Origin of the sequence: Novilysobacter antarcticus, from assembly GCF_019802285.1 — a bacterium.
Lineage (GTDB): Bacteria > Pseudomonadota > Gammaproteobacteria > Xanthomonadales > Xanthomonadaceae > Novilysobacter > Novilysobacter antarcticus.
The window spans coordinates 81776-101148 of the sequence record NZ_JAIEUJ010000004.1; the positions used below are offsets into that span (position 1 = coordinate 81776).

Annotated in this window: 19 protein-coding genes and 1 pseudogene; 7 read left to right on the forward strand and 13 right to left on the reverse strand. The window is 68.0% G+C overall.

Annotated elements, in window-relative coordinates; translation table 11 throughout:
* Positions 1–102: 102 nt before the first annotated feature.
* Entirely contained in the window at positions 103–984 is an 882-nt protein-coding gene (locus KZ491_RS11635) for a M15 family metallopeptidase (protein ID WP_246606811.1), read from the reverse strand.
* A 246-nt stretch (positions 985–1230) separates the two neighbouring features.
* Here KZ491_RS11635 and KZ491_RS11640 point away from each other — a divergent pair, with 246 nt between their 5' ends.
* Positions 1231–1983, forward strand: coding sequence for a hypothetical protein (locus KZ491_RS11640; protein WP_222566025.1), 753 nt, complete (start codon positions 1231–1233; stop codon positions 1981–1983).
* 42 nt (positions 1984–2025) lie between these two features.
* Here the strand turns inward: KZ491_RS11640 and KZ491_RS11645 are convergent, their stop codons facing one another.
* From KZ491_RS11645 to KZ491_RS11655, 3 genes and pseudogenes are all read right to left on the reverse strand, one after another.
* Entirely contained in the window at positions 2026–3042 is a 1017-nt protein-coding gene (locus KZ491_RS11645) for a 3-oxoacyl-ACP synthase III (RefSeq protein ID WP_222566026.1), read from the reverse strand.
* Positions 3043–3206: 164 nt separating this feature from the next.
* Positions 3207–3518: pseudogene (locus KZ491_RS11650) on the reverse strand (DUF4156 domain-containing protein); the annotation flags it as partial.
* A 178-nt stretch (positions 3519–3696) separates the two neighbouring features.
* Positions 3697–6519, reverse strand: coding sequence for a M16 family metallopeptidase (locus KZ491_RS11655; RefSeq protein WP_246606834.1), 2823 nt, complete (start codon positions 6517–6519; stop codon positions 3697–3699).
* Between the two features lie 272 nt (positions 6520–6791).
* Between KZ491_RS11655 and KZ491_RS11660 the strand changes: the two genes are divergently transcribed.
* Positions 6792–7295 (forward strand): tRNA (cytidine(34)-2'-O)-methyltransferase, encoded by a 504-nt coding sequence (locus KZ491_RS11660; RefSeq protein ID WP_222566028.1) that lies wholly within the window; start codon positions 6792–6794, stop codon positions 7293–7295.
* 42 nt (positions 7296–7337) lie between these two features.
* Here the strand turns inward: KZ491_RS11660 and pgl are convergent, their stop codons facing one another.
* Both pgl and KZ491_RS11670 read right to left on the reverse strand, forming a co-directional pair.
* The gene (gene pgl / locus KZ491_RS11665) at positions 7338–8036 is read right to left on the reverse strand and encodes a 6-phosphogluconolactonase (RefSeq protein WP_222566029.1); all 699 of its coding nucleotides are present in this window, start codon (positions 8034–8036) and stop codon (positions 7338–7340) included.
* A 53-nt stretch (positions 8037–8089) separates the two neighbouring features.
* Positions 8090–9040, reverse strand: coding sequence for a PLP-dependent cysteine synthase family protein (locus tag KZ491_RS11670; protein ID WP_222566030.1), 951 nt, complete (start codon positions 9038–9040; stop codon positions 8090–8092).
* A gap of 256 nt (positions 9041–9296) precedes the next feature.
* On the opposite strand from KZ491_RS11670, the gene KZ491_RS11675 reads away from it, so the two are divergent.
* Positions 9297–9875, forward strand: a complete 579-nt coding sequence (locus KZ491_RS11675) for an OmpO family porin (RefSeq protein WP_222566031.1) — start codon at positions 9297–9299, stop codon at positions 9873–9875.
* Positions 9876–10007: 132 nt separating this feature from the next.
* Here KZ491_RS11675 and KZ491_RS11680 read toward each other — a convergent pair whose 3' ends face one another.
* The 5 genes from KZ491_RS11680 to KZ491_RS11700 all read right to left on the reverse strand — a co-directional run bounded on the left by KZ491_RS11680 (position 10008) and on the right by KZ491_RS11700 (position 13201).
* Positions 10008–11045: an NAD(P)H-dependent glycerol-3-phosphate dehydrogenase gene (locus KZ491_RS11680; RefSeq protein ID WP_222566032.1), complete on the reverse strand. Its 1038-nt coding sequence runs from the start codon at positions 11043–11045 to the stop codon at positions 10008–10010.
* Between the two features lie 10 nt (positions 11046–11055).
* Positions 11056–11583 carry a protein-export chaperone SecB gene (secB, locus tag KZ491_RS11685; protein WP_222566033.1) on the reverse strand — a complete coding sequence of 176 codons (528 nt, stop codon included), beginning with the start codon at positions 11581–11583 and terminating at the stop codon, positions 11056–11058.
* A 121-nt stretch (positions 11584–11704) separates the two neighbouring features.
* Positions 11705–12145, reverse strand: coding sequence for a rhodanese-like domain-containing protein (locus tag KZ491_RS11690; RefSeq protein WP_193985285.1), 441 nt, complete (start codon positions 12143–12145; stop codon positions 11705–11707).
* Positions 12146–12212: 67 nt separating this feature from the next.
* Positions 12213–12671 (reverse strand): hypothetical protein, encoded by a 459-nt coding sequence (locus KZ491_RS11695; RefSeq protein ID WP_343225620.1) that lies wholly within the window; start codon positions 12669–12671, stop codon positions 12213–12215.
* Between the two features lie 62 nt (positions 12672–12733).
* Positions 12734–13201 carry a YiiD C-terminal domain-containing protein gene (locus KZ491_RS11700; RefSeq protein ID WP_222566034.1) on the reverse strand — a complete coding sequence of 156 codons (468 nt, stop codon included), beginning with the start codon at positions 13199–13201 and terminating at the stop codon, positions 12734–12736.
* A gap of 104 nt (positions 13202–13305) precedes the next feature.
* Between KZ491_RS11700 and KZ491_RS11705 the strand changes: the two genes are divergently transcribed.
* From KZ491_RS11705 to KZ491_RS11715, 3 genes are read left to right on the forward strand one after another with little or no spacing between them, the layout of a single operon-like run.
* A complete protein-coding gene (locus KZ491_RS11705; protein WP_222566035.1) occupies positions 13306–14067 on the forward strand; it encodes a uroporphyrinogen-III synthase in 762 nt (253 codons plus the stop codon).
* Positions 14068–14124: 57 nt separating this feature from the next.
* Positions 14125–15108: a uroporphyrinogen-III C-methyltransferase gene (locus tag KZ491_RS11710; protein ID WP_222566036.1), complete on the forward strand. Its 984-nt coding sequence runs from the start codon at positions 14125–14127 to the stop codon at positions 15106–15108.
* Complete coding sequence (locus KZ491_RS11715) at positions 15105–16370, forward strand: heme biosynthesis protein HemY (RefSeq protein ID WP_222566037.1); 1266 nt, start codon at positions 15105–15107, stop codon at positions 16368–16370. The genes KZ491_RS11710 and KZ491_RS11715 overlap by 4 nt, the downstream gene beginning before the upstream one ends.
* A gap of 85 nt (positions 16371–16455) precedes the next feature.
* Here KZ491_RS11715 and KZ491_RS11720 read toward each other — a convergent pair whose 3' ends face one another.
* Positions 16456–17733 (reverse strand): acetyl-CoA C-acetyltransferase, encoded by a 1278-nt coding sequence (locus tag KZ491_RS11720; RefSeq protein WP_222566038.1) that lies wholly within the window; start codon positions 17731–17733, stop codon positions 16456–16458.
* A 179-nt stretch (positions 17734–17912) separates the two neighbouring features.
* On the opposite strand from KZ491_RS11720, the gene KZ491_RS11725 reads away from it, so the two are divergent.
* Complete coding sequence (locus KZ491_RS11725) at positions 17913–18848, forward strand: hypothetical protein (RefSeq protein WP_222566039.1); 936 nt, start codon at positions 17913–17915, stop codon at positions 18846–18848.
* On the opposite strand, the gene KZ491_RS11730 is transcribed toward KZ491_RS11725, so the two are convergent.
* Positions 18849–19334 carry a GNAT family N-acetyltransferase gene (locus KZ491_RS11730; protein ID WP_222566040.1) on the reverse strand — a complete coding sequence of 162 codons (486 nt, stop codon included), beginning with the start codon at positions 19332–19334 and terminating at the stop codon, positions 18849–18851.
* Positions 19335–19373: the final 39 nt, after the last annotated feature.

Below are 19373 nucleotides of genomic sequence, written 5' to 3' on the forward strand. Positions count from 1 at the left end.
CTCCCTGGCTTTGCCCATCGGGCATCCGGCTTTCCTGAGCCGCGGATCAAGATAGCAGGTGCGGCCGGCGGTTTTCACCTGCCTTCTCATCCAGTCACCGCCTCATCGACCGGCCGCGCGACGCGCCTGGCGGCAGTCCGACTTGAGTTCCAGATGGACGTAGTCCTTGATGCTGCGCCAGTTGCCACCCCATTCCAGACCCGCCTCCACGGCCAGTTGGCCGTAGAGAAAGTAGCCGCGGCGGGTCCACGGGTCCTCCATGTCCCACTGCAACTTGCCGTCGCGATAGAGCGCGCTGTCGACCGCCAGACCGTACTGATGGCAACTCTGGCCGGCGCCGGCCTGGGTAACCGCGCCGCCCTTGGCGGCCAGTGCGGCTTGCCGTTCGGGGCTGCGATAGCCCTCGACCAGGACCATTTCGTAGCCGTGCACTTCGCGCATCACGCGGTAGATCGCGAGCACCCGTTGCTGGAAATCCGGTGCAATGCGCACCCACTTGCGATCGGCGCTGGAGATCTCCCGCGGCGCCACCACCGCATTGCCCTGCAGCTGCGCGGCCTCGGCGGCGAGAAACACGGCGGGTGGCAGGTCCGGTGGCGGAGCCAGACGCTCCCCGCGTAACAGCTGGACCACGTGACTGTCCGCCACAAAACCCGCACCGCCGCCGAAGTCCTCCCACATGACCTGGCGACCGAACTGCAGGACCAGCAGCGGTGGCAGCAGCAACGCTGCGATGGTCGCGGCGAGCAACCAGCGACCACGGTGCAGCATCTGCCCCAGCCGCACGCTGCCTCCCCGCAGCGCGCGCGATGAGCCGCAGGCCCGCGCGCCCGCGCCCGCCTGCCAACGCCCGGCCACCGCCGACATCCGCGCCCGCCAGCGACCGACGCCTGCCAGCACGACATCGCGCGCCGCCGGAAACACCGCCAGCCATCCCAGCAATACCGTCAGCAGGAAAAACACCGCCATCCCAAGCGCGAGCATGTTGCCACCGTCCCTGTTGCCCCACCTGGCCGTCCGCCAGGCCATCCAATTGACGCCACTGCGACCCCAACGCAGAATGCCCGTGCACATCGTCCGGCCTGGTCCGGACCGTAACCAGCCGGATTGGCGGTCTGGAAAGGAGTCCACGTGGATCGGCAAGATGCCAAACCCCGCCGTCCGAGCCTGTTGGCCGGTACACCCGGCCCCGGGCCGACTGTTGCGTCGCCGGCGCGGATCCTAGCAGACATGGGCGGCGGCAAGCCCGCTGCGGTCGCGACCCGTCCGGCTCCGGGACGAAAGACCCTGTTGATCACCACCGCGGCCATCGGCCTGCTTTGCTTGGCGTGGTGGTGGCAAGCGGGCAGCCGCGGCAACCTCCCGGCCGCCGATGCGACGGCAAGTGCCCAGCCCGGGTTGGCTCAGACGGGGTCCGATTCCGGCGGCGGTGCCGCCACGATCATCGATGAGCCTACTGTGTCGCCCGAAAGCACTGCCTTGGCCGCAGGCGCCGGGGAAGGACCCGGATACGAAGGCGAGGACGACCCGCTGGCCTCGCCGTTTGCGCCCCCGGGCCCGACGACCGCGTCGGTGGCGATGCCCCGATCGGACCGCGCCAACCCGTTTACCCAGGCCGCGCCTGCGGTCACTCGAACCGCTCCTGCCTCAACGACGGCACGACCCACTCGTTCCGGTGAGGGAGCACGTGGCAGCCGCGGGAGCGAGCCGAACCTGATGGCCACGCTGCTGGGCAACATCAAGGCCGCCGACGCGGAGCCGGTCAGCGGGCTGGATACCCTGATCCGGAAAATGGAGAGCGACGAGGCAACCGTGGGCGCCGGCAAGCGGAGCGCCTCGGCCGACATCCAGCCAACGCGCTCGCAGCAGATCCAGTCCAACCTGCGTGAATGCCCCCCGGCCAACACTGCCAAGGGGCTGAAGTGCCGACAGGATATCTGTGCGGTCTATGCCGGACGCGACCCGGCGTGCCCGGCCGACTGAGCCGTCGCCGCCCGGCCAGCAGCGGGTAGGAAAACGGTCCTGTTACCAGACCACCTCGGCCATCGAGCAGTTCAGACCGGAGCCGATGCCCAGCAGGGCGACGCGGTCACCCTTCTTCAGCCGCCCCATCTCGCGCAGCTTGCTGAGGACGATCGGCACCGAAGCGGGGCCGATGTTTCCGTGCTCGCCAAAGATCGTCAGGACCTTCTTCGGATCGATGCCCATGGCCTTGGTGAAGGCGGCCGTGTGCACCTTGCTGACCTGGTGGATGACGAATTCGTCCAGTTCCTCCGCCACCCAGCCCAGCTTGTGGCGAGCCACGGCGAAGGTCTTCTGGGCCAGTTTGATGCCCTCGATCAGCAGCATCCGGGTATCGGTGACCATGCCGTCGAGGTTGCCTCGGCACAGCTTGTTCCATTCCGTCGCCGCCCGGGTCACGCCGCCCTTGTAGCGCGGCGCGCCAGGAGCCAGCTCGGCGCGGGCCAAAACCATCGCCGCCGCACCGGAACCCAGCGTCAGCGTCGCCAGTTCGTTGCGGAAATCGGCCTCGGTGCAATTCGCACTGGTCAGGCGCTCCAGGGTCTTCTCATAGGCCAGATCGGCCGTTTCGCCGTCCACCACCAGCGCATAGTCGATCTCGCCGCATTCGATCATGCGGCTGGCGATGTCCATGCCGTTGATGAACGCCAGGCACGCGTTGGCGACGTCGAAGTTCTGGCAGGTGTCGGCCAGGCCGAGGTTGCCACTGACGATCGACGCCGTGGACGGCTCCAGGTAGTCGCGGCTGACCGAGGTGTTGACCAGCAGACCGACCCGGTCCGGATCGATCCCGGAGTCGGCGAGCGCCTTCACCGCCGCCAGCGTTGCCGCGTCGGAGGCGAGCACGTCGCCGTCCCAGAGCCGGCGCGCGTGGATGCCGGCGATATCGCCGAGCACATCGGTGCGAATGCCCAAGCGGTCCAGAGTCGGCTTGAGCCGGAGGTTGATCTCATCCGAGCTCAACCGGCGTGGCGCGTCGATGTGGGCCAGACCGGCGATGGCGACATGTTGGAACTGCATGGGCGGCAAACCAGAAAAGACAGGTATCACGACAGGTTAACGCGTTAACGTCGCGCCTGCATTAATGCTTGCCGCAATAACGCTCAACCGCCGACCGGATACGTCTGCACCGCGCTGTGTGGGATCTCCGACTCTGCCGACCCGGGTACCGCTGTCACGCTGCCGCAGCGATAGGCGGTGAAACGCTGCTCACCACCGTCCGGCGGTCCCATCGGCTGGATGGTATCGGCCTGCAGGCCGGGCGCTTCGTTGCGGGCCAGGGTTTCCAGCTCTTCGCGCACGCGCAGGTTGTTGCGCTCATAGAAGGCGACGCTGTCCTTGACCGAGACCGCGATCTCGCCCTGGCGGGTGCATCCGGCGGGTGGGCCGCCGGCGCCGATCACCCTGACAGCGCTTGCTCCGGGGGCCATTTTGACCCAGGTGCAGCCACCGGCGAGAACGAGTGCGGCGGCAAGGGCGATGGTCGACAAGCGGATCATGGAATCTCCAGGGTTCAGTAGGCCACCGGACCGGAGCCGGGCGGCAGAGTGGTGCGGGCGAACGATGTTATCGACGCGCGCGGTGAATCGGGCCTGACCGTGAGACGGAACGTCGTGCACGGACCCCAACCGCCGGGAACGTCAGGCCCGGCCGGCGATTGGGAGTCCTTCCGCCCTACTCCGTCTGGACGGCGCTGCGGCCGGGCGCCACCGGCTTGCCGTCTTCGTCCAGCACCTGCACCGGGCCCAGCTCCAGCGCGCGCACCGGCGCTTCGATCTGGCCAAGATCGCCCACCACGACCCAGGTCAGCGCGGCCGGATCGATGGTCGAGGCGGCCTTGGCGACCACGTCCGGAGTCATTGCGTCGATCTCGGCCTTGTTGCGGAACACGTAGTCATCCGGGCGGTCGTAGCGGACGATGCCGGTGATCGTGGCCATCACTGCACTGCCCGTTTCGTAGGCGCCGGGCAGGCTGCGGATCTCGTTGGCCTTGACCTTGGCCACCTCCTCCGCGGTCGCCGGCGCCTTGCCACTGGCGAAGTCGTTGATTTCGCGCTTCATCTCGGCCACTGACTCGGCGGTCTTGTCGATCTGCACCGGCGAGTAGGCCAGCCACGGACGCTGCCCGATCGCATTGCTGGCAAAGCTGTAGGCGCCGTAGGCCCAGTGCTTGTCCTCGCGCAGGTTCATGTTCAACCGCGAGCTGAACTGGCCGCCCAGCACGGTGTTGGCGAAACCGAACTCGGTCGCGTCATCGGACTTGGTCGACGGCACCAGTTCGCCGACGTAGATGTTCGCCTGCACGGCGCCGGGCTGGTCGATCAGGAACACACGCGGCGCGGCCGGCAGTGCGACTTCCGGGACGTCCACCGGAGCGGGCACGTCACCCTTGCCCTTCCAGTCGCCCAGATGCCGGTTGAGCATCGGTACGATTTCCTTGAGCGTGGTGTCGCCGACCACGACCAGCGTGGCCGCCTCCGGCCGCACCCAGGCCTGATGGTAGGCCAGCAGATCGTCGCGGGTCAGTGCAGCGATCGTGTCCTCGGTGCCCGAGCCACTGAACGGCATGGCATACGGATGGCCCTCGCCGTAGAGCAGCGGCGGCAGCACGCGCAGGGCTGCGGAATTGGGCCGTGCCTTCTCCTGCTTGATGCCGGCGATCCAGCTGGCCCGCACGCGATCGATCTCGTTCTGGTCGAAGCGCGGCTTGCGCAGCATCTGGCTGAACAGGGCCAGTGAGGGATCAAGGTTTTCCTTCAACGCGGAGAGCGATGCGGTCGCGCCGTCCAGCGCGGCGCCGGCGCCCAGATTGGCCCCCAGCGCCTCGGCGCGGGCAGCAAAGCCGAGTGCGTCGTACTCGCCGGCACCTTCATCCAGCATGCCCATGGTGAAGCTGGAACTGCCCAGCTTGTCCGCCGGATCAACCTTGAACCCCCCGTCAAACATCAACGAGAACTGGACCACCGGGATGTCGTGGCGCTCCGCGAGGATCACGCGGGCGCCGTTGTTGAGCGTGGCGCGCTGGAGCTCGGGGAATTTCAGCTCGGGGAACTTGTCGGGAAGAGGCACGCCAGTGCTGCGGTCCACGCTGGACTGCGACACGCTGTAGCGCGAATCCACCGCCGGCAGGGTCAGCGGCGCCGGCTCCACGGCCGGATCCTCGGCCAGCGGCGTGCGCTCGCCGGGCATCACCACGAGCGTGTGGTCGCCCTTGCCGAGCCACTTGCGCCCCAACGCCTGCAGCGTTGCCGGCTGCACGGCGGCGACCGTGGCCATGCTCTCGCGGAAGCAGCCCGGGTCACCGGTGTAGATCGTGCAACTGGCCAGCGCGTCGGCCTTGCCGCCAAAGCCGCCGATGCGCTCGACGCCGCGGATGAAGCCGGCCCGAACCACGGTCTTGGCCTGCGCCAGCTCGGCGGCATCGGGACCTTCGGCCAGCAGCCGCTGCAGCTCCTCGTCGATGATCGCCTCGACCTTTTTCGGATCCACGCCTTCCTTGACGGTCGCGAAGACGAGGAAATTCGAGCCCAGCTGCGACTCGCTGAGCCCCGCGGTCACGTTGTCCACCAGCTTGTCGGCGTGCACCAGGCGCTTGGCCAGGCGCGAGGTGCTGCTGCCGCCCAGAACCTGGGCGAGCACACCGAGCTGATCGGCTTCCACGGTCGCAGTCGGTGGCACGTTCCAGGCACGGTAGATGCGCGCCTGCGGCACCCGGTCCTCGAGCACCTCGCGGGTCGAGGCGGGACGCTGGGCCACGTCGACCGGCGGTTGCGCCATGTCCGGGCCGGCCGGGATGTCGCCGAAGTAGCGAGCGACCTTTTCCTTCGCAGTCGCCACGTCGATGTCGCCGGCCAGCACCAGCACCGCGTTGTTGGGCCCGTACCACGCGCGGAACCAGTTCTTGACGTCCTCCAGCGAGGCGGCGTCCAGATCCGCCATCGAGCCGATCACGCTGTGGTGGTAGGGGTGGTCGACCGGGTAGAGCGACTGGTTGAGCTTGGTCCAGACCTGACCGTAGGGCTGGTTCTCGCCCTGGCGCTTCTCGTTCTGGACCACGCCGCGCTGCTCGTCCAGGGTGGCCTGGTCAATCGCGCCCAGCAGGTGGCCCATGCGGTCGGATTCCATCCACAGCGCGGTGTCCAGGGCGGTTGTCGGGACGTTCTGGAAGTAGTTGGTGCGGTCGGTATTGGTGGTGCCGTTCATGTCGGTCGCGCCGACCATCTCGAACGGGTCGAAGTACTCGCCGCGGTGATTCTCCGAGCCGTTGAACATCAGGTGCTCAAAGAGGTGGGCGAAACCGGTGCGGCCCTTGGGCTCGTCCTTGCTGCCCACGTGGTACCAGACGTTGACCGCGACGATCGGCGCCTTGCGGTCGGTGTGGACGATCACGCGCAGGCCGTTGGGCAGGGTGAACTGCTCGTAGGCGATGTCCACCGGCGCCGCGCTGACCGCCGTGCGCGCGTGCGCGGGCTGCGGCAGCAATGCCAGGCTGCCCATCGCAACGGCGACCCCGAGCGCCAGCGCGCCGTGGCGCAGCGAGCGCGGCCGTGGCTCGGTACCGGTGTTGCGGCGCGATCCGGGCCGGGACCCTGGCACGACGGTGGGAAGCAACGCAGCTACGCGGGACGATGCGGACATTCGACACTCCTTGTTCGGTCTCGCCCGATATGGACGGATACCCAATGCTAACGGCAGGGCGCATTCCGGGCCCCGGGTCACAAGTCACCCTGGCTGTCACCCGGCGCAGGCAGCGCCCGCATAATCGCGGCATGTTCGACGTCATCCTCTACCAGCCCGAGATCCCGCCCAACACCGGCAACGCCATCCGCCTGTGTGCCAACACGGGCGCACGGCTGCACCTGGTGCGGCCTCTGGGCTTCAGCCTGGAGGATCGGCAGTTGCGCCGGGCCGGGCTCGATTACCACGAGTACGCCAGCATGCAGGTGCACGACGATCTGGACAGCGCGCTGGCGACAATCGCCCGAGCGCGCCAGACCGAACCCAGGGTGTTTGCGCTCAGCACGCGCGGCCGTGTCCGCCACGACACGCCGGCCTACCGCAGCGGCGATGTGTTCGTGTTCGGTTGCGAGACCCGGGGACTGCCGGCCGAAGTGCTGGCGAAGTTACCCGCCGAGCAGCGGGTCCGCCTGCCGATGCAGCCGGGCAACCGCAGCCTGAACCTCTCCAACGCGGTTGCCGTGGTGGTGTTCGAGGCGTGGCGGCAACAGGGTTTCGCCGGGGATGCGGGCGCTGACACCAGCGTGGGGGATTGAGCGCGCGAGCAGGAGAGGGCGACGTCCGCGGCACACGCCGGCTTACGGGCTCCAGTGGATCTGCACATCCACCGTGGGCGCACCCAGCACCGCCATCACCGGATGGCGCTGCGGATCGTTCAGCGCGATCGCTTCTTCCAACACGGCGCGCTTGGCCTCGCCGGTGATCAGCAGGTGCAGCGCATTGGAGCGCACCAAGCGCCCCACAGTCAGGCTGATCCGCGGGTACGGCGCTTCGGGGGGCAACGGGTCGGGATCGACACGGCACGCTTCCAGGACCGGGTCGTAGCCGCACGCCAGCTCGGGGGCGTCCGGAAACAGCGACGCGGTATGGCCGTCGTTGCCCATCCCCAGTACGACGGCGTCAAAATGCTGTCGATGCAGCGCCAGCCAGGCGCGCGCCTCGATCAGGGAGGCGTCTGGATCGCCGTCGGGTGCGGTCAACGCCGCCAGTTGCACACCTTTGGCAGGCGCGAACGCCGCGCCCAGACCGCCCAGGTTGGATGCCGGCGAATCCACCGGCACGCAACGATCATCGGTCGGCAAGAGCGTGACGTGCTGCCACGGCAATAGTGCCTGTGCCAAGCGCCGGTACACCGGCCACGGCGTCTGCCCGCCTGCGAGGGCAAGCATGGCGCTGCCGCGGGCCTCCAGACCCGCCCTCAACGAAGCTTGCAGCGAATCGGCCAGATGCACGGCCAGTTGGCCAGCGTCGGAATGGGTATGCAGGGTCCAGCCCATGATCGGACTCCCGGGAGGATGGCGCGGTCATGCTATCGACCGAGCCGGGGTCCTCAGATGAAGGGAGTCGGCTCCTCCGGCGCGCTGTCGGCCTGGACGAAATACTCCTGCAGGTATTTCTCGCCCTTGTCGCAAAACAGCGTCACCACGGTTTTCAGCTCCGGATGCAACTCGCGGACCCGCTTGGCGGCCAACAGGTGGGCGCCCGAGCTCGGACCGCAGAACAGCCCGTGCGCGCGGGCCAAGTGCCGCATCGCGCCGACCGCATCCGCACTGGCGACACTGGTGACCTCATCGACCAGCGCGCCGTGCCGCTGGAAGATCCCCGGCACGAAGCCATCGGAGATACCTTCGATCTTGTGCAGGGCAACCTCGCCGCACAGCAGCGTCTGCGATTCGGAGGGTTCCATCGCAAACAGGCGGACGTCCGCATTCACCTCGCGGAACGCCTGGCCGACGCCGATCAGGGTGCCGCCGGTGCCCACGCCGGCCACCAGCGCGTCGGGCACCACGCCTTCAGGCAGCTGGGCGAGGATTTCCGGACCGAGGACGAGCCGGTTTTCCTCCACGTTCCACTCCGACTCGAACTGGCTGGGGCAGAAGTGGTTGGGCTGCGCGCCCAGCTCGCGCGCCTTCTCGAGCGCGGAATTGACGTGGAAGTCACCGCAGAACAGCACTTCGGCCCCGTAGGCGCGTGATATTGCGACCCTTTCGCCGGACAGGCCTTCAGGCATCACCACCAGCATCCGGTAACCCTTCACCGCCGCGACCATGGCCAGCGCGTTGCCGGTGTTGCCGCTGGTGGCTTCCACAATGGTGTCGCCCGGTTGCAACAGGCCGGCCTCCTCGGCCTTCTCGATCATGTACTTGGCGATGCGCGCCTTGATCGAGCCGGATGGATTCAGGAACTCGAGCTTGGCCAGGATCCCTTCCACCTCCACCAGGGGCGTATCGCCGACGGCGTCCAGAATGCTGGTTGAAACGGACGGAAAACGGATTGCCATGCTGGACTCCTCGGAGATCGACCCCATCGTCGCGCGCCCATTCTGAAGACGGACGGGTCTGGGCTTCATGACGGCGGTCAACCCGGCGTTGGATATGCCAACCTGAACAGCACCTGTAGTTATTGAACGCTCAAGTACACAATTCAGTTGGGATTACTCGCCTGCGGCGATACTGCCCGCGTCCAGCTGGGATGCCACCTTGGTTTGAGGTGGCCGCAGTCGGAATGAGACAACCCTTTCCAAGAGGCCGAGAATCATGAAGAAGTCCCTGCTTGCCCTGAGCCTGATCGCCGCGCTTCCGTTTGCTGCTTCGGCCGCCGATGGGATCTCCTACAACTACGTCGAAGCCGGCTACATCGCTACCGACACCGATTACAGCGATGCCGACGGCTTCGCCATCCGCGGTTCCGGCGCCATTGCGCCGAACTTCCACGTGTTTGGTGACTACTCCAACCAGAAGACCGACGATTTCTTCGTTGGCCCGCTGCGCTACCGCGGTGTGAAGATCGACCAGTGGCGTCTGGGCGTGGGCTACAACCACGAGATCTCCCCGGCTGCCGATCTGGTGACCCGCGTCGCCTACGAGCGCTCAGAGGACGAGTTCAACAACAGCCTGAACGGCTACAGCGTTGAAGTCGGCGTGCGCGGCGCGCTGGCCCCGAACTTCGAAGGCTATGCGATGGCCGGCTATGAAGACGGCAGCGACTATGACGGTGACTTCTACGGCCGTCTTGGTGCGCAGGTGAAGTTCAACCCGATGTGGGGCCTGAGCGGCGACGTCAAGTTCGTCGACGGCGACACCCAGTGGTTCATCGGTCCGCGCATTACGTTCTGAGCACCACCAGGCAGTAAGTCGCGAACCCTCTCTCCCGATCCACTCCGGTGGATCGTCGCGATCAAAAAAGCCCGGCTTCGGCCGGGCTTTTTTATGTGCGGATCCCTTTTTTATATACGGACCCCTGCGGAATCAGCCAAACAGCGGACCCGGATACTCGGCTTTCTGCTCGCGTGCCATCAACTGGCGAAGACCCTGGGCGGGTGTGAGATCGCCATGCAACACCGCGAATACCGCTTCGGCGATCGGCAACTCGACCTCGTGGCGACGAGCCAGACGCATCACCTCGTCGGCGGTCTGCACCGACTCGACGACCTGGCCGATCTCGCGGACCGCATCCTCGATGGATTGACCACGGCCCAGCGCCAGGCCAAGGCGGCGGTTGCGTGACAGGTCGCCGGTGCAGGTCAGGACCAGATCGCCCAGTCCGGCAAGGCCCATCACCGTCTCGGGACGACCGCCCAAGGCGCGGTTGAGCCGCAGCATCTCGTTCAGGCCGCGGGTGATCAGGCCGGCGCGGGCATTCAGGCCCAACTCCATGCCGTCGGCGACTCCGGTGGCCACTGCCAGCACGTTCTTCATCGCCCCGCCCAGTTCGGCACCGAGCATGTCATCGCCGGTGTAGGCGCGGAAGCTCGGGCCATGCAGGACGTCGGCGACGCGCTTGGCAAAACCCTCCGTTGCCGAATGCACGGTCAGCGCGGTGGGCAGGCCAATGGCAACCTCCTTGGCAAAGGAAGGGCCGGTAACCACCGCCAACGGAACCTGCCCGCCAAGCACCTCGGCGGCAACCTCGTGCAGGAAACGGCCGCTGCCCGGCTCGAAGCCCTTGCTGGCCCAGGCCACGCCGGCATGCGCGGGGCGATAGGGCGCAAGCAATCGCAGGGTGTCGGCAAAGGCATGCGAAGGCACCACCACCAGCACCAGGTCGGCGTCGTGCATCGCTGCGGCCAGATCACCGGTCGCGCGCAGCGTGTCCGGTAGCGTGATCCCTGGCAGATAACGGGCGTTCTGACGGTCGTGCTCGATGCCGGCGATGGCATCGGCATCCCGACCCCACAGCACCGTGTCATGGCCGTGTCTGGCTATCAACGCGGCCAGTGCGGTGCCCCACGAGCCCGCACCCAGCACGGCGACGCGCAGGGCGCTGGTTTCCAGCAGATCGCTCATGCCGCCGCGATCAGGCGTTGCCGGCGGTCTCGACGCCGTCCAGTCCGGGGGTCGCGTTCTCGGCTTCCTTGGCGGCCCGCTGACGCAGGCTCTCGCTGTAGAGGGCCTCGAAATTGATCGGCTGCAGGAAGAACGGCGGGAAACCACCGGACTGGATCAGGCTGCTGATCAGGGCTCGCGAATACGGGTAGAGCACGTTCGGGCAGTGGATGCCGAGCATCGCGTCGAGCTGCGCCGGCTCAAAACCGGTCAAACTGAACACGCCGGCCTGCTTCACTTCGGCCAGGTACAGCGGCTTGTCGTTGGCATTGCAGGTCAGGGTGATGCCCAGAACGACTTCATACAGGCCTTCGTTGACCTGCTGCACGCTCTGGCTGAGATTCATCTGCAGCTCCGGCTGGGCCTGCTCGTTGAACACGCCGGGGCCGCCGGGAACTTCGAAAGAGACGTCCTTGGCGTAGATCTTCTCGACCGTGAAAGACGGCCCGGTGGCGGCTTCGGCCGGCGCGGCGGCACCGTTGAGGGTTTCTTCGGACATCGGGATTACTCCAGCGTAAAGACGGAAAGGTAACGATTATGGCATGCGATCAACGCTCGCCCCGCGCAAGACTGGGGGCGTCGGGCAGCGACGCAAGGGAGCGCTGGCGCCTACGGCGCGTTCAGCCGCGGCGTCCCTTCACCAACGGCAGATCGGCCTGGCGCCATGCCTGGATGCCACCTTCAAGGACATAGACCTTCTCGAAGCCGGCCTTCTTCAAGCGCTTGGCCGACGCGCCGGCGGTCATACCGGTACGGCACACGACGATCACCGGCAGCGCCTTGGCGGCGGCGAGCTGCTTGCTCTCCGGATCGAACTGGCTGGGCTGGACCGACTTGCTGCCGGCGATGTGGCCCTTCTCGAAGTCGCTGCTGGGCGACAGGTCGATGACCAGCGCGTTGTCGCGGTTCATCAGCGCGACCAGCTCGGCCGGTCGCAGCCCGGCGTAACCCCGGAACAGCTGGGCGATTTCGGTGAACACCAGCGCCACGGTGATGCCGACCAGCGCCAACGAAAGCAGGGGGTGACGCTGGGCGAATGCCAGCAGTTCTTCAAAGGTCACGGAATCACGCACGCGGGCTTGGGGGCGGCGATTGTCGCCCAGCGGCGGGGCGGGTGCAAAAACACGCTCATTGGCCGGCCCACAGATCAGGCAGATCACTGACCAGCCACCAGGCCTTGGCGTCCTCGTCCCAGCGCCACTGCTCCAGATAACGGACCGTGCGCTCGGCCATGGTGTGGCGGTTGATGACGCCGATCTCGATGTTGCGCACCGCGCGCCCGGCGGCGGTATCCACGGCACCGCCGACGTCGCGGTAGGAGGACACCTGGACCTGTTCGTAGCGGTCCATCTGCAGCTGCGTGAGCGGGTTCGCCTCGCGGACCGCGGGGTCAACCAGATTGCGCGCACCGCCGAAATCGCCCCAGCGGATCGCTCCGGACCAGGCATATTGCGCGGAATCCAGCGCATTGGCCGCGGGACTGGCGCTGCCGCAGCCGGCAAGCACCAGCAGGGCGGCAAGTACAAGCAGCGCCGAGCGCAGGCCGGGCCAGCGCTTGCGCGGAATAAAAGAGGTAGGCCAGTGCACGATTGGGATTTCTCCAGGTGGCTAGCGGACCATCGTAACGGGGGCGCTGTGGTTGGGGCGGCTCAGCGGGCGATGGCGACGTAGCGGGCGCTGAAGTCGGTCGCCAGCCGACCGTCGGCCAACGTCAGGCGGGCGACCAGGCTGATGCGCGCGCGCCGGCGCTGGCGAAGGGTCGCGATGAATGCGTCCCAGCCGCCCGAGGGCGCCAGCTCGGCAGTGATTCGCAGGTCCTCGTAGACCGGGTGCAGGTAGCGCACCTGACTATCGGCGACGTAGATCCCCGCATCGAGTCCGGCGGCCTCGACCTGCATCGTCACCAGCCCCCAGGAAGCGAGCGTCAGCAACGACACCATGCTGCCGCCAAAGGCGCAGCCCTTGTCGTTGACGTGCAGGTCCAGCGGCGCCCGGAGAGTCAGCCTGTCGCCATCGAAGCTTTCGATCACAGGGGCCATCGCCGCTACCGGCGGCATTGAATGGAAACGCTGCTCGAGACGCTGCAAGGCCTCGCTGTAGGACGCAAACTGCGGCATGTAAACCCTGGCTGGAGCCGGATCGACCGGTAAAAAAAGAGGGGGAGTGCGCAGACAGCATAACGGGGCATGCAGTCCTCAATGGCGCATGCCAAGCTGTGCCGATGACAGCGCGCAGCCAAGCCCCCGCATGGTACGTGATCTCGCTACGTCCACGTGGCGGCAACGCCACGTTGCGCCGCGCCGCCCTCCGCCACGATGCCGGCCTGCTGGCATTGGCGCCGTGGAAGCTGGAAACAATTGACAGCGTGGAAAGCCGCGCCGCGCTGGAGCGGGCGCTGGCCGCCGACCGACTGGTGTTCACCAGCCCGGAGGCCGCGCGGTCGGCTGCGACGCTTCGCGATCTTCGGGCGATGCCGGGCCAGGCGTGGTTTGCCGTCGGCTCGGGGACCGCCGCCGCGTTGCGACGCGCCGGGGTGGCCGATGTCGCCGCTCCCACCCGCATGGACAGTGAAGGGCTGCTGGCGCTGCCGGGGCTGCAGCAACTGCGTGGCAGCACTGTCGGTCTGGTCACCGCGCCCGGGGGGCGTGGCACCTTGCCTCCGGCGTTGGCGGCTCGCGGCGCGCAGGTGATCCGCGCCGATGTTTACCGACGCGTTCCCGTCGTCCCGCCAGCGCACGCGGTGGCGGCCGTGCAAAACCTCGATGCGCCCGCGGTGCTCGCCGTATCCAGCGGCGAGGCCCTGCAGCTCGCATTGCAGACGCTGCCGGCGCCGGTCGTCGAACGCCTGCTGGCACTGCCGGTGGTGGCGGCCAGCGCACGGCTGGTGGAACTGGCGCGCGACTCCGGGTTCGCCACCTGCCGGCAGGCCCGCAGCGCCCGCCCGACCGACATGATCGAGGCGGCCGCGCAACTGATGCCATGACGCCTGCGCACACGCCCGTCCGGTAGCATTGGAATCCCCACCAATCGACTGTATGACGTGTCCAGCACTCCACCCGTCCCAACCCCCCGTCGCCGAGCGGCTTGGCCGTGGCTGCTCGCCCTGCTGGTGGTTGCCGGTGTGTTGGTCTACGGCGGTTATCGCTGGCAGCATCATCAGGCCCAGGACGTCGCCCAGGCCAGCGATGTGGAGCTGCGGCTGGAAACGCTGAACCAGCGTCTGACCGCCTTGCGCGGGGATCAGGGCGTGCAGGCCAAGCGCCTGCAACAGGCCATTGCCACCAACCACATCCTGCGGGACGAGCTGCTGGGTCTGTCCGAGCGCTCGGCCCTGATCGAGGACAGCTTCGCCCGCTACAGCGATCCGGCACGCCTCGGCGCGCAGGCCCTGCGCCTGGACGAGGCCGAAGTGCTGCTCAGCCTGGGCCAGCAGCGCCTGCAGATCGCCGGCGACTTGGAGGGCGCACGGCGCAGTTATGCGCTCGCCGCCGGGGTGTTGGAGGCGATGGAAGACCCGGCTTACCTCAACCTGCGTCAGACCCTGGGCCAGGAGCGTGCGGCGCTCGATGCGCTGGGCGCCGAGCCGCGCACGCGCGCGCTGTCCCGGCTGGACGAATGGGCCAAGACCATCAGCGCCCCGCAACCGGCCAAGCCTGCCGTCGCTGCGTCCCCGCAACCCTGGTGGAAGCGCGCGTTCATCGGCATCGTGGAGGTGCGACACCTTGACCAGCCGCACGTCCTTGATCCGGCCGAGCAGGCCGACGCGCAAGCCGGCCTGCAGTTGGAGATCACGTTGGCGCGGGCCGCGGCCGAACGCCGCGACACGGCGGCGTATCGCGCCGCATTGGATCGCTCGGAGGCATGGCTGGACCGGATCGACACCACGCCCGATGCTGCCAACGACGCCCGTTCGCAGTTGCGCGAGATCGCCGCGATGCCCCTTTCACCCGCGCTTCCGACGCTAGGCACCACATTGATCCAGTTGCGCCAAGTGCGCGCGAGTAATCGGGAGCACCTGCCATGAACCTGTTCCGCAACCTGTTGTTCTGGATCGTGCTGGCGCTGGTTGGCGCGCTGGCCGCCCAGCTGCTCGTCCAGGACCCGGGCGTCCTGACGCTCGACTTCCGTGGCACCCGCTACGTGACGACCCTGGCTGCGGCAATCCTGGTCGGCCTGGGGATCTGGATCGCGTTGTGGTTGATCTGGAAGATGCTCACCCTGCCCTTCATCACCCTGCGCCGGCGCCGCAACCGCGCCGCGCGGATGAAACTGGTCGATGGCTTGGGCGCGCTGGAGCTGGGGCAGTGGGGACGCTCGGAGAAGCTGCTCGACGAAGCCGCGCGCCAGCCCATGGCGCTGCGCCAGGGCGTGGCCCAGCTGGCCCATGCCGGCGCGGCACGCGCCGCCGCCGCGGCTGGTGATGCGCCGCGTGCGCGTCAGCACCTGGACGCGTTGACCGGCTCCCACCCGGTCACCCGCGCGGTGATCGGCGCCGAACTGGCCTTGGCGGACGGTCGCCCCGCGGAGGCCCTGATGCTGCTGGAGACACCGGACGTGCAGCCGTTGCCGCCGCGCGGTTTGCTGCTGCGCGCACACGCATTGGCGGCGACCGGCGAGGTGGGCGAGGCGTACGGGCTGCTGGGCGCCATGCGGCAGCAGAAGGTGCTGCCGGCACCACAGCTGGACCGGCTGGAAGCGCAGTGGGCGAGCGCCGCGCTGCGCGAGGCTGGCGACGCGAATATCCTTGCCGACCGGTGGGAATCACTGCCCAAGGCGTTCCGTACCGATCCCGACGCCGTGACGGCGTATGCCGAGCGAGCCGCCGCCCTGCGCTGGGAGGACGCCGCGGCGAAAAGCGTGGAAAAGGCACTCGATGAGCGCTGGGACGAATCGCTGGCCGCGCTTTACGGCCGCCTGCCCATCGGTCACCTGGAGCGGCGGCGCGAAAACGCCGAGCGCTGGCTGCAGTCGCATCCGGGCAGCCCCGCACTCCTGCTGACGCTGGCGCGGATCAATCGCCTGCAGGGGCGCTGGGCGCAGGCAGAGAGCCACCTGCACCGCGCCATCGCCCAGGGCGCCGGCGCCGATGCGTGGGAGGAGTTGGGGCACGGGTTCGCGGAGTCCGGCGACGAGGCCCGCAGTCGCCTGGCCTACGCCAACGCCTTGCGCGCCAGCCGCGGCGAGGCCATCACCGAGTTGCCAGGTCGCGACATGCGCCAACAGTTGCATGACATGGCGGTGGTGGAGGAGCGCGACGAACACGGCATGCCGCGCCTGCGCGAATAGCTGTCGCGGAGCGCCCGCCGCGCCGGTTGGCGTGCCGGGCGCGATGCAGCCGGCGGTGCAGGGGGTGGATACGTAAACGGGTGCCTCAGCGCTCCAGAATCGCCACCACGCCCATGCCACCGGCGGTGCAGATCGACACCAGGCAACGTCCACCGCCGCGTTGCTCCAGCTCCTTGGCCGCGGTGGCGACGATGCGCGCACCGGTCGCCGCAAACGGATGGCCGGTCGCCAATGACGATCCGTTGGGGTTGATCCGGGCCGGGTCGATCCGTCCCAGCGGCGCGTCCAGCCCCAGCCGGTTCCTGCAGTACTCCTCGTTTTCCCAAGCGCGCAGCGTGCACAGCACCTGGGCGGAGAACGCCTCGTGGATCTCGTAGAAGTCGAAGTCCTGCAGGCTCAGGCCGTTACGGGCGAGCATCTCCGGCACGGCGATGGTGGGCGCCATCAGCAGCCCCTCACCGTGGGTGAAGTCGACCGCGGCGACCTGGGAGTCAACCAGATAGCACAGCGGCTCGTGGCCGTGCGCGGCAGCCCACGCCGGCGAGGCCAGCAGGCACGCGGCGGCGCCATCGGTGAGCGGGGTGGAATTGCCGGCGGTCAGCGTGCCACGACCCGAGGTGCGGTCAAACGCGGGTTTCAGCGTCGCCAGCTTTTCCAGCGAACTGTCGGCGCGCAGGTTGTTGTCGCGGGAGACGCCGCGGAAGCTGACCACAAGGTCGTCGAAGAACCCGCGCTCGTAGGCGGCGGCCAGTTTCTGGTGCGACGACAGCGCCCACTCGTCCTGCGAATCACGCGAGATGTTCCATTCCTTGGCCATCTCCTCACAGTGCTCGCCCATCGACTTGCCGGTGCGCGGTTCCGCGACCCCGGGGAAATCGGGCTTGAGTTCGCGCAGCGAGAACCCCTTGAACGCGGCCAGCTTGCCCTTGGTGTCGCGCGCCGCAGCGGCAGCCAGCAGGCGCCGGCGCAACTGGCTGCCGTACACGATGGGCACGTCCGAGGTGGTGTCGGAGCCACCGCCGATGCCGGCCTCGATCTGGCCCACGGCGATCTTGTTGGCCACACCGACGATCGTGTCCAGCGAAGTGCCGCAGGCACGCTGCAGCGTGAGTCCCGGGGTCAGCGGGGAGAGGCCCGAGGACAGGGCCGCCTCGCGCCCGAGATTCCAGTCGCTGGAGTGCTTGATCACCGCACCCATCGCCACCTCGCCCAGTTGCTGCCCGTGCAGGCCGTATTTCTCGACCAGCGCGCCGAGCGTGCGTACGGACATGCCCAGGTTGCCGACATCCGCATAGGCGGTGTTCTGCCGGCAGAAGGGAATCCGGACGCCGCCGAGCACGGCAACGGGACGGGTTTGGCGCATCGGTGGTCACCTCGTTGGAGCCCCGCCGCGGTCCGGCCAGAGCGGGGATTGCAGGGCCCGCGGTCGCTTGCGGGCATAATGTCCGCAGTGTAACGCCGGGCCTCGCGCGCCACCAAACGCCTGCGTATCCAGTCAGGCCCGACAACCCGCCCGCACCCGGATTCGATCACGGACCCCCGATGAGCCCAGCCAGCAACTCCGACCCTGTCTCCCGTCCTGACCCAGCGGACCCGCTGAGCGTGCTGGGTGCGTTCGCCATCGAAGTGGTCGGCGACGCGCCGGTCGACCGCGACCGCCTGGCGCAGGCCGAAGTCGGTGCGCTGGCCCAGCTGATCGCCCGTGACCTGGCCGATTTCGCGCCCGAGGCGGCGCGACTGGAACTGATCACCGTCGGCGCCCACTACGATCCGGTCGAGTTGTTGCGGCCGGGCTGGCCACTGCATCGTGAACTGGACGAGTTGGCCGCCCGCGCGCCGCAAGGTGGCCTGGAGCGTGACAACGGCCGGATCATCGCCTTCGGTGCTAGCGGCTCGGTGCTGCCGGGCACGCTGGCGCCGTCGCCGGATTACCTCGGCGGTCCGCTGCGGCTGGTGCCGTTTGTGCTGAAGGGCGCCGAGGACGTGGTGGCGCGGGTCGGCGATGCGTTCGAGCGCGACCTGATCGAGGTGGGCATGGCGGCGGCGGATACCGCGCTGGCCGCCCAGGCCGCTTTCGGTCTGCAGGTGGAGCATGCGCGCTTCATGACCGTGCACGACCTAGCGGCGATGACCTCGATCCAGTATGAACACGCCGGTCTGGCGCCCCTGTGGCCGCTGCTGGAAACCGCATTACTGCGTCCGGGCCAGTCCGTCTGGCTGGACGAGGCGCCCGAGCCGCTGCTGCATTACGTCAATGGCGAGGCGCGCATCGCCCTGATGTCACCCGCGAGCTGGGAACAGCACTATCCCCAGAGCGTCACCGCCGAGGAGGATGGCAAGCGCGAGCGCCTGCAGCGCCTGTTCCAGTTTTTCCAGGGGCGCCAGCGCCAGATCGCCGCGGTGCTCGGCGCGCACGGCATTGCCGTGCAGTTCGTGCACTGCGACCTCGGCGATGATTGCCGCGCCGCGCTGGCCTGATCAGTCGCGAAAACCCGCTTCGTAGATCCGGTAGCCGGCATCGGCCATGCCCAGCGCTTCGTAAGTGCGTTGGGCGATGGCGTTGTCCCGCTCGACATAAAGACGCAGGCCGATGACGCCGTCGGTCTGGCGAGCGAGATCCTCGACATGGCGATACAGGGCGGACAGCACTCCGCGGCGGCGATAGCCGGGATCGACGTACACGCTCTGGATCCACCACCAGTCACCGTTGCGCCAGTCGCTCCACTCCCGGGTCAGCATCAGCGTGCCGACCGGCATGCGCACCGTCTCGCGGCCAGCGAGCACCGCACTACCGACCGCAATGAAATACCGCGCCCGCGCGGCATCGGCGATGCCCGTCCTGACTCCCGCCAGGATGGTGGCGGGGGTCAGCACCTTGGATTCGGTCTCCAGCGCCATCGCCGCCGACCACTGCGCCAGCAGGTCGGCGTCGTCGGGCGTCGCTTCACGGATGTCTATCTGCATGCGTCCAGCATCGCATCCGGGGAAGCCGGCGTCACACCC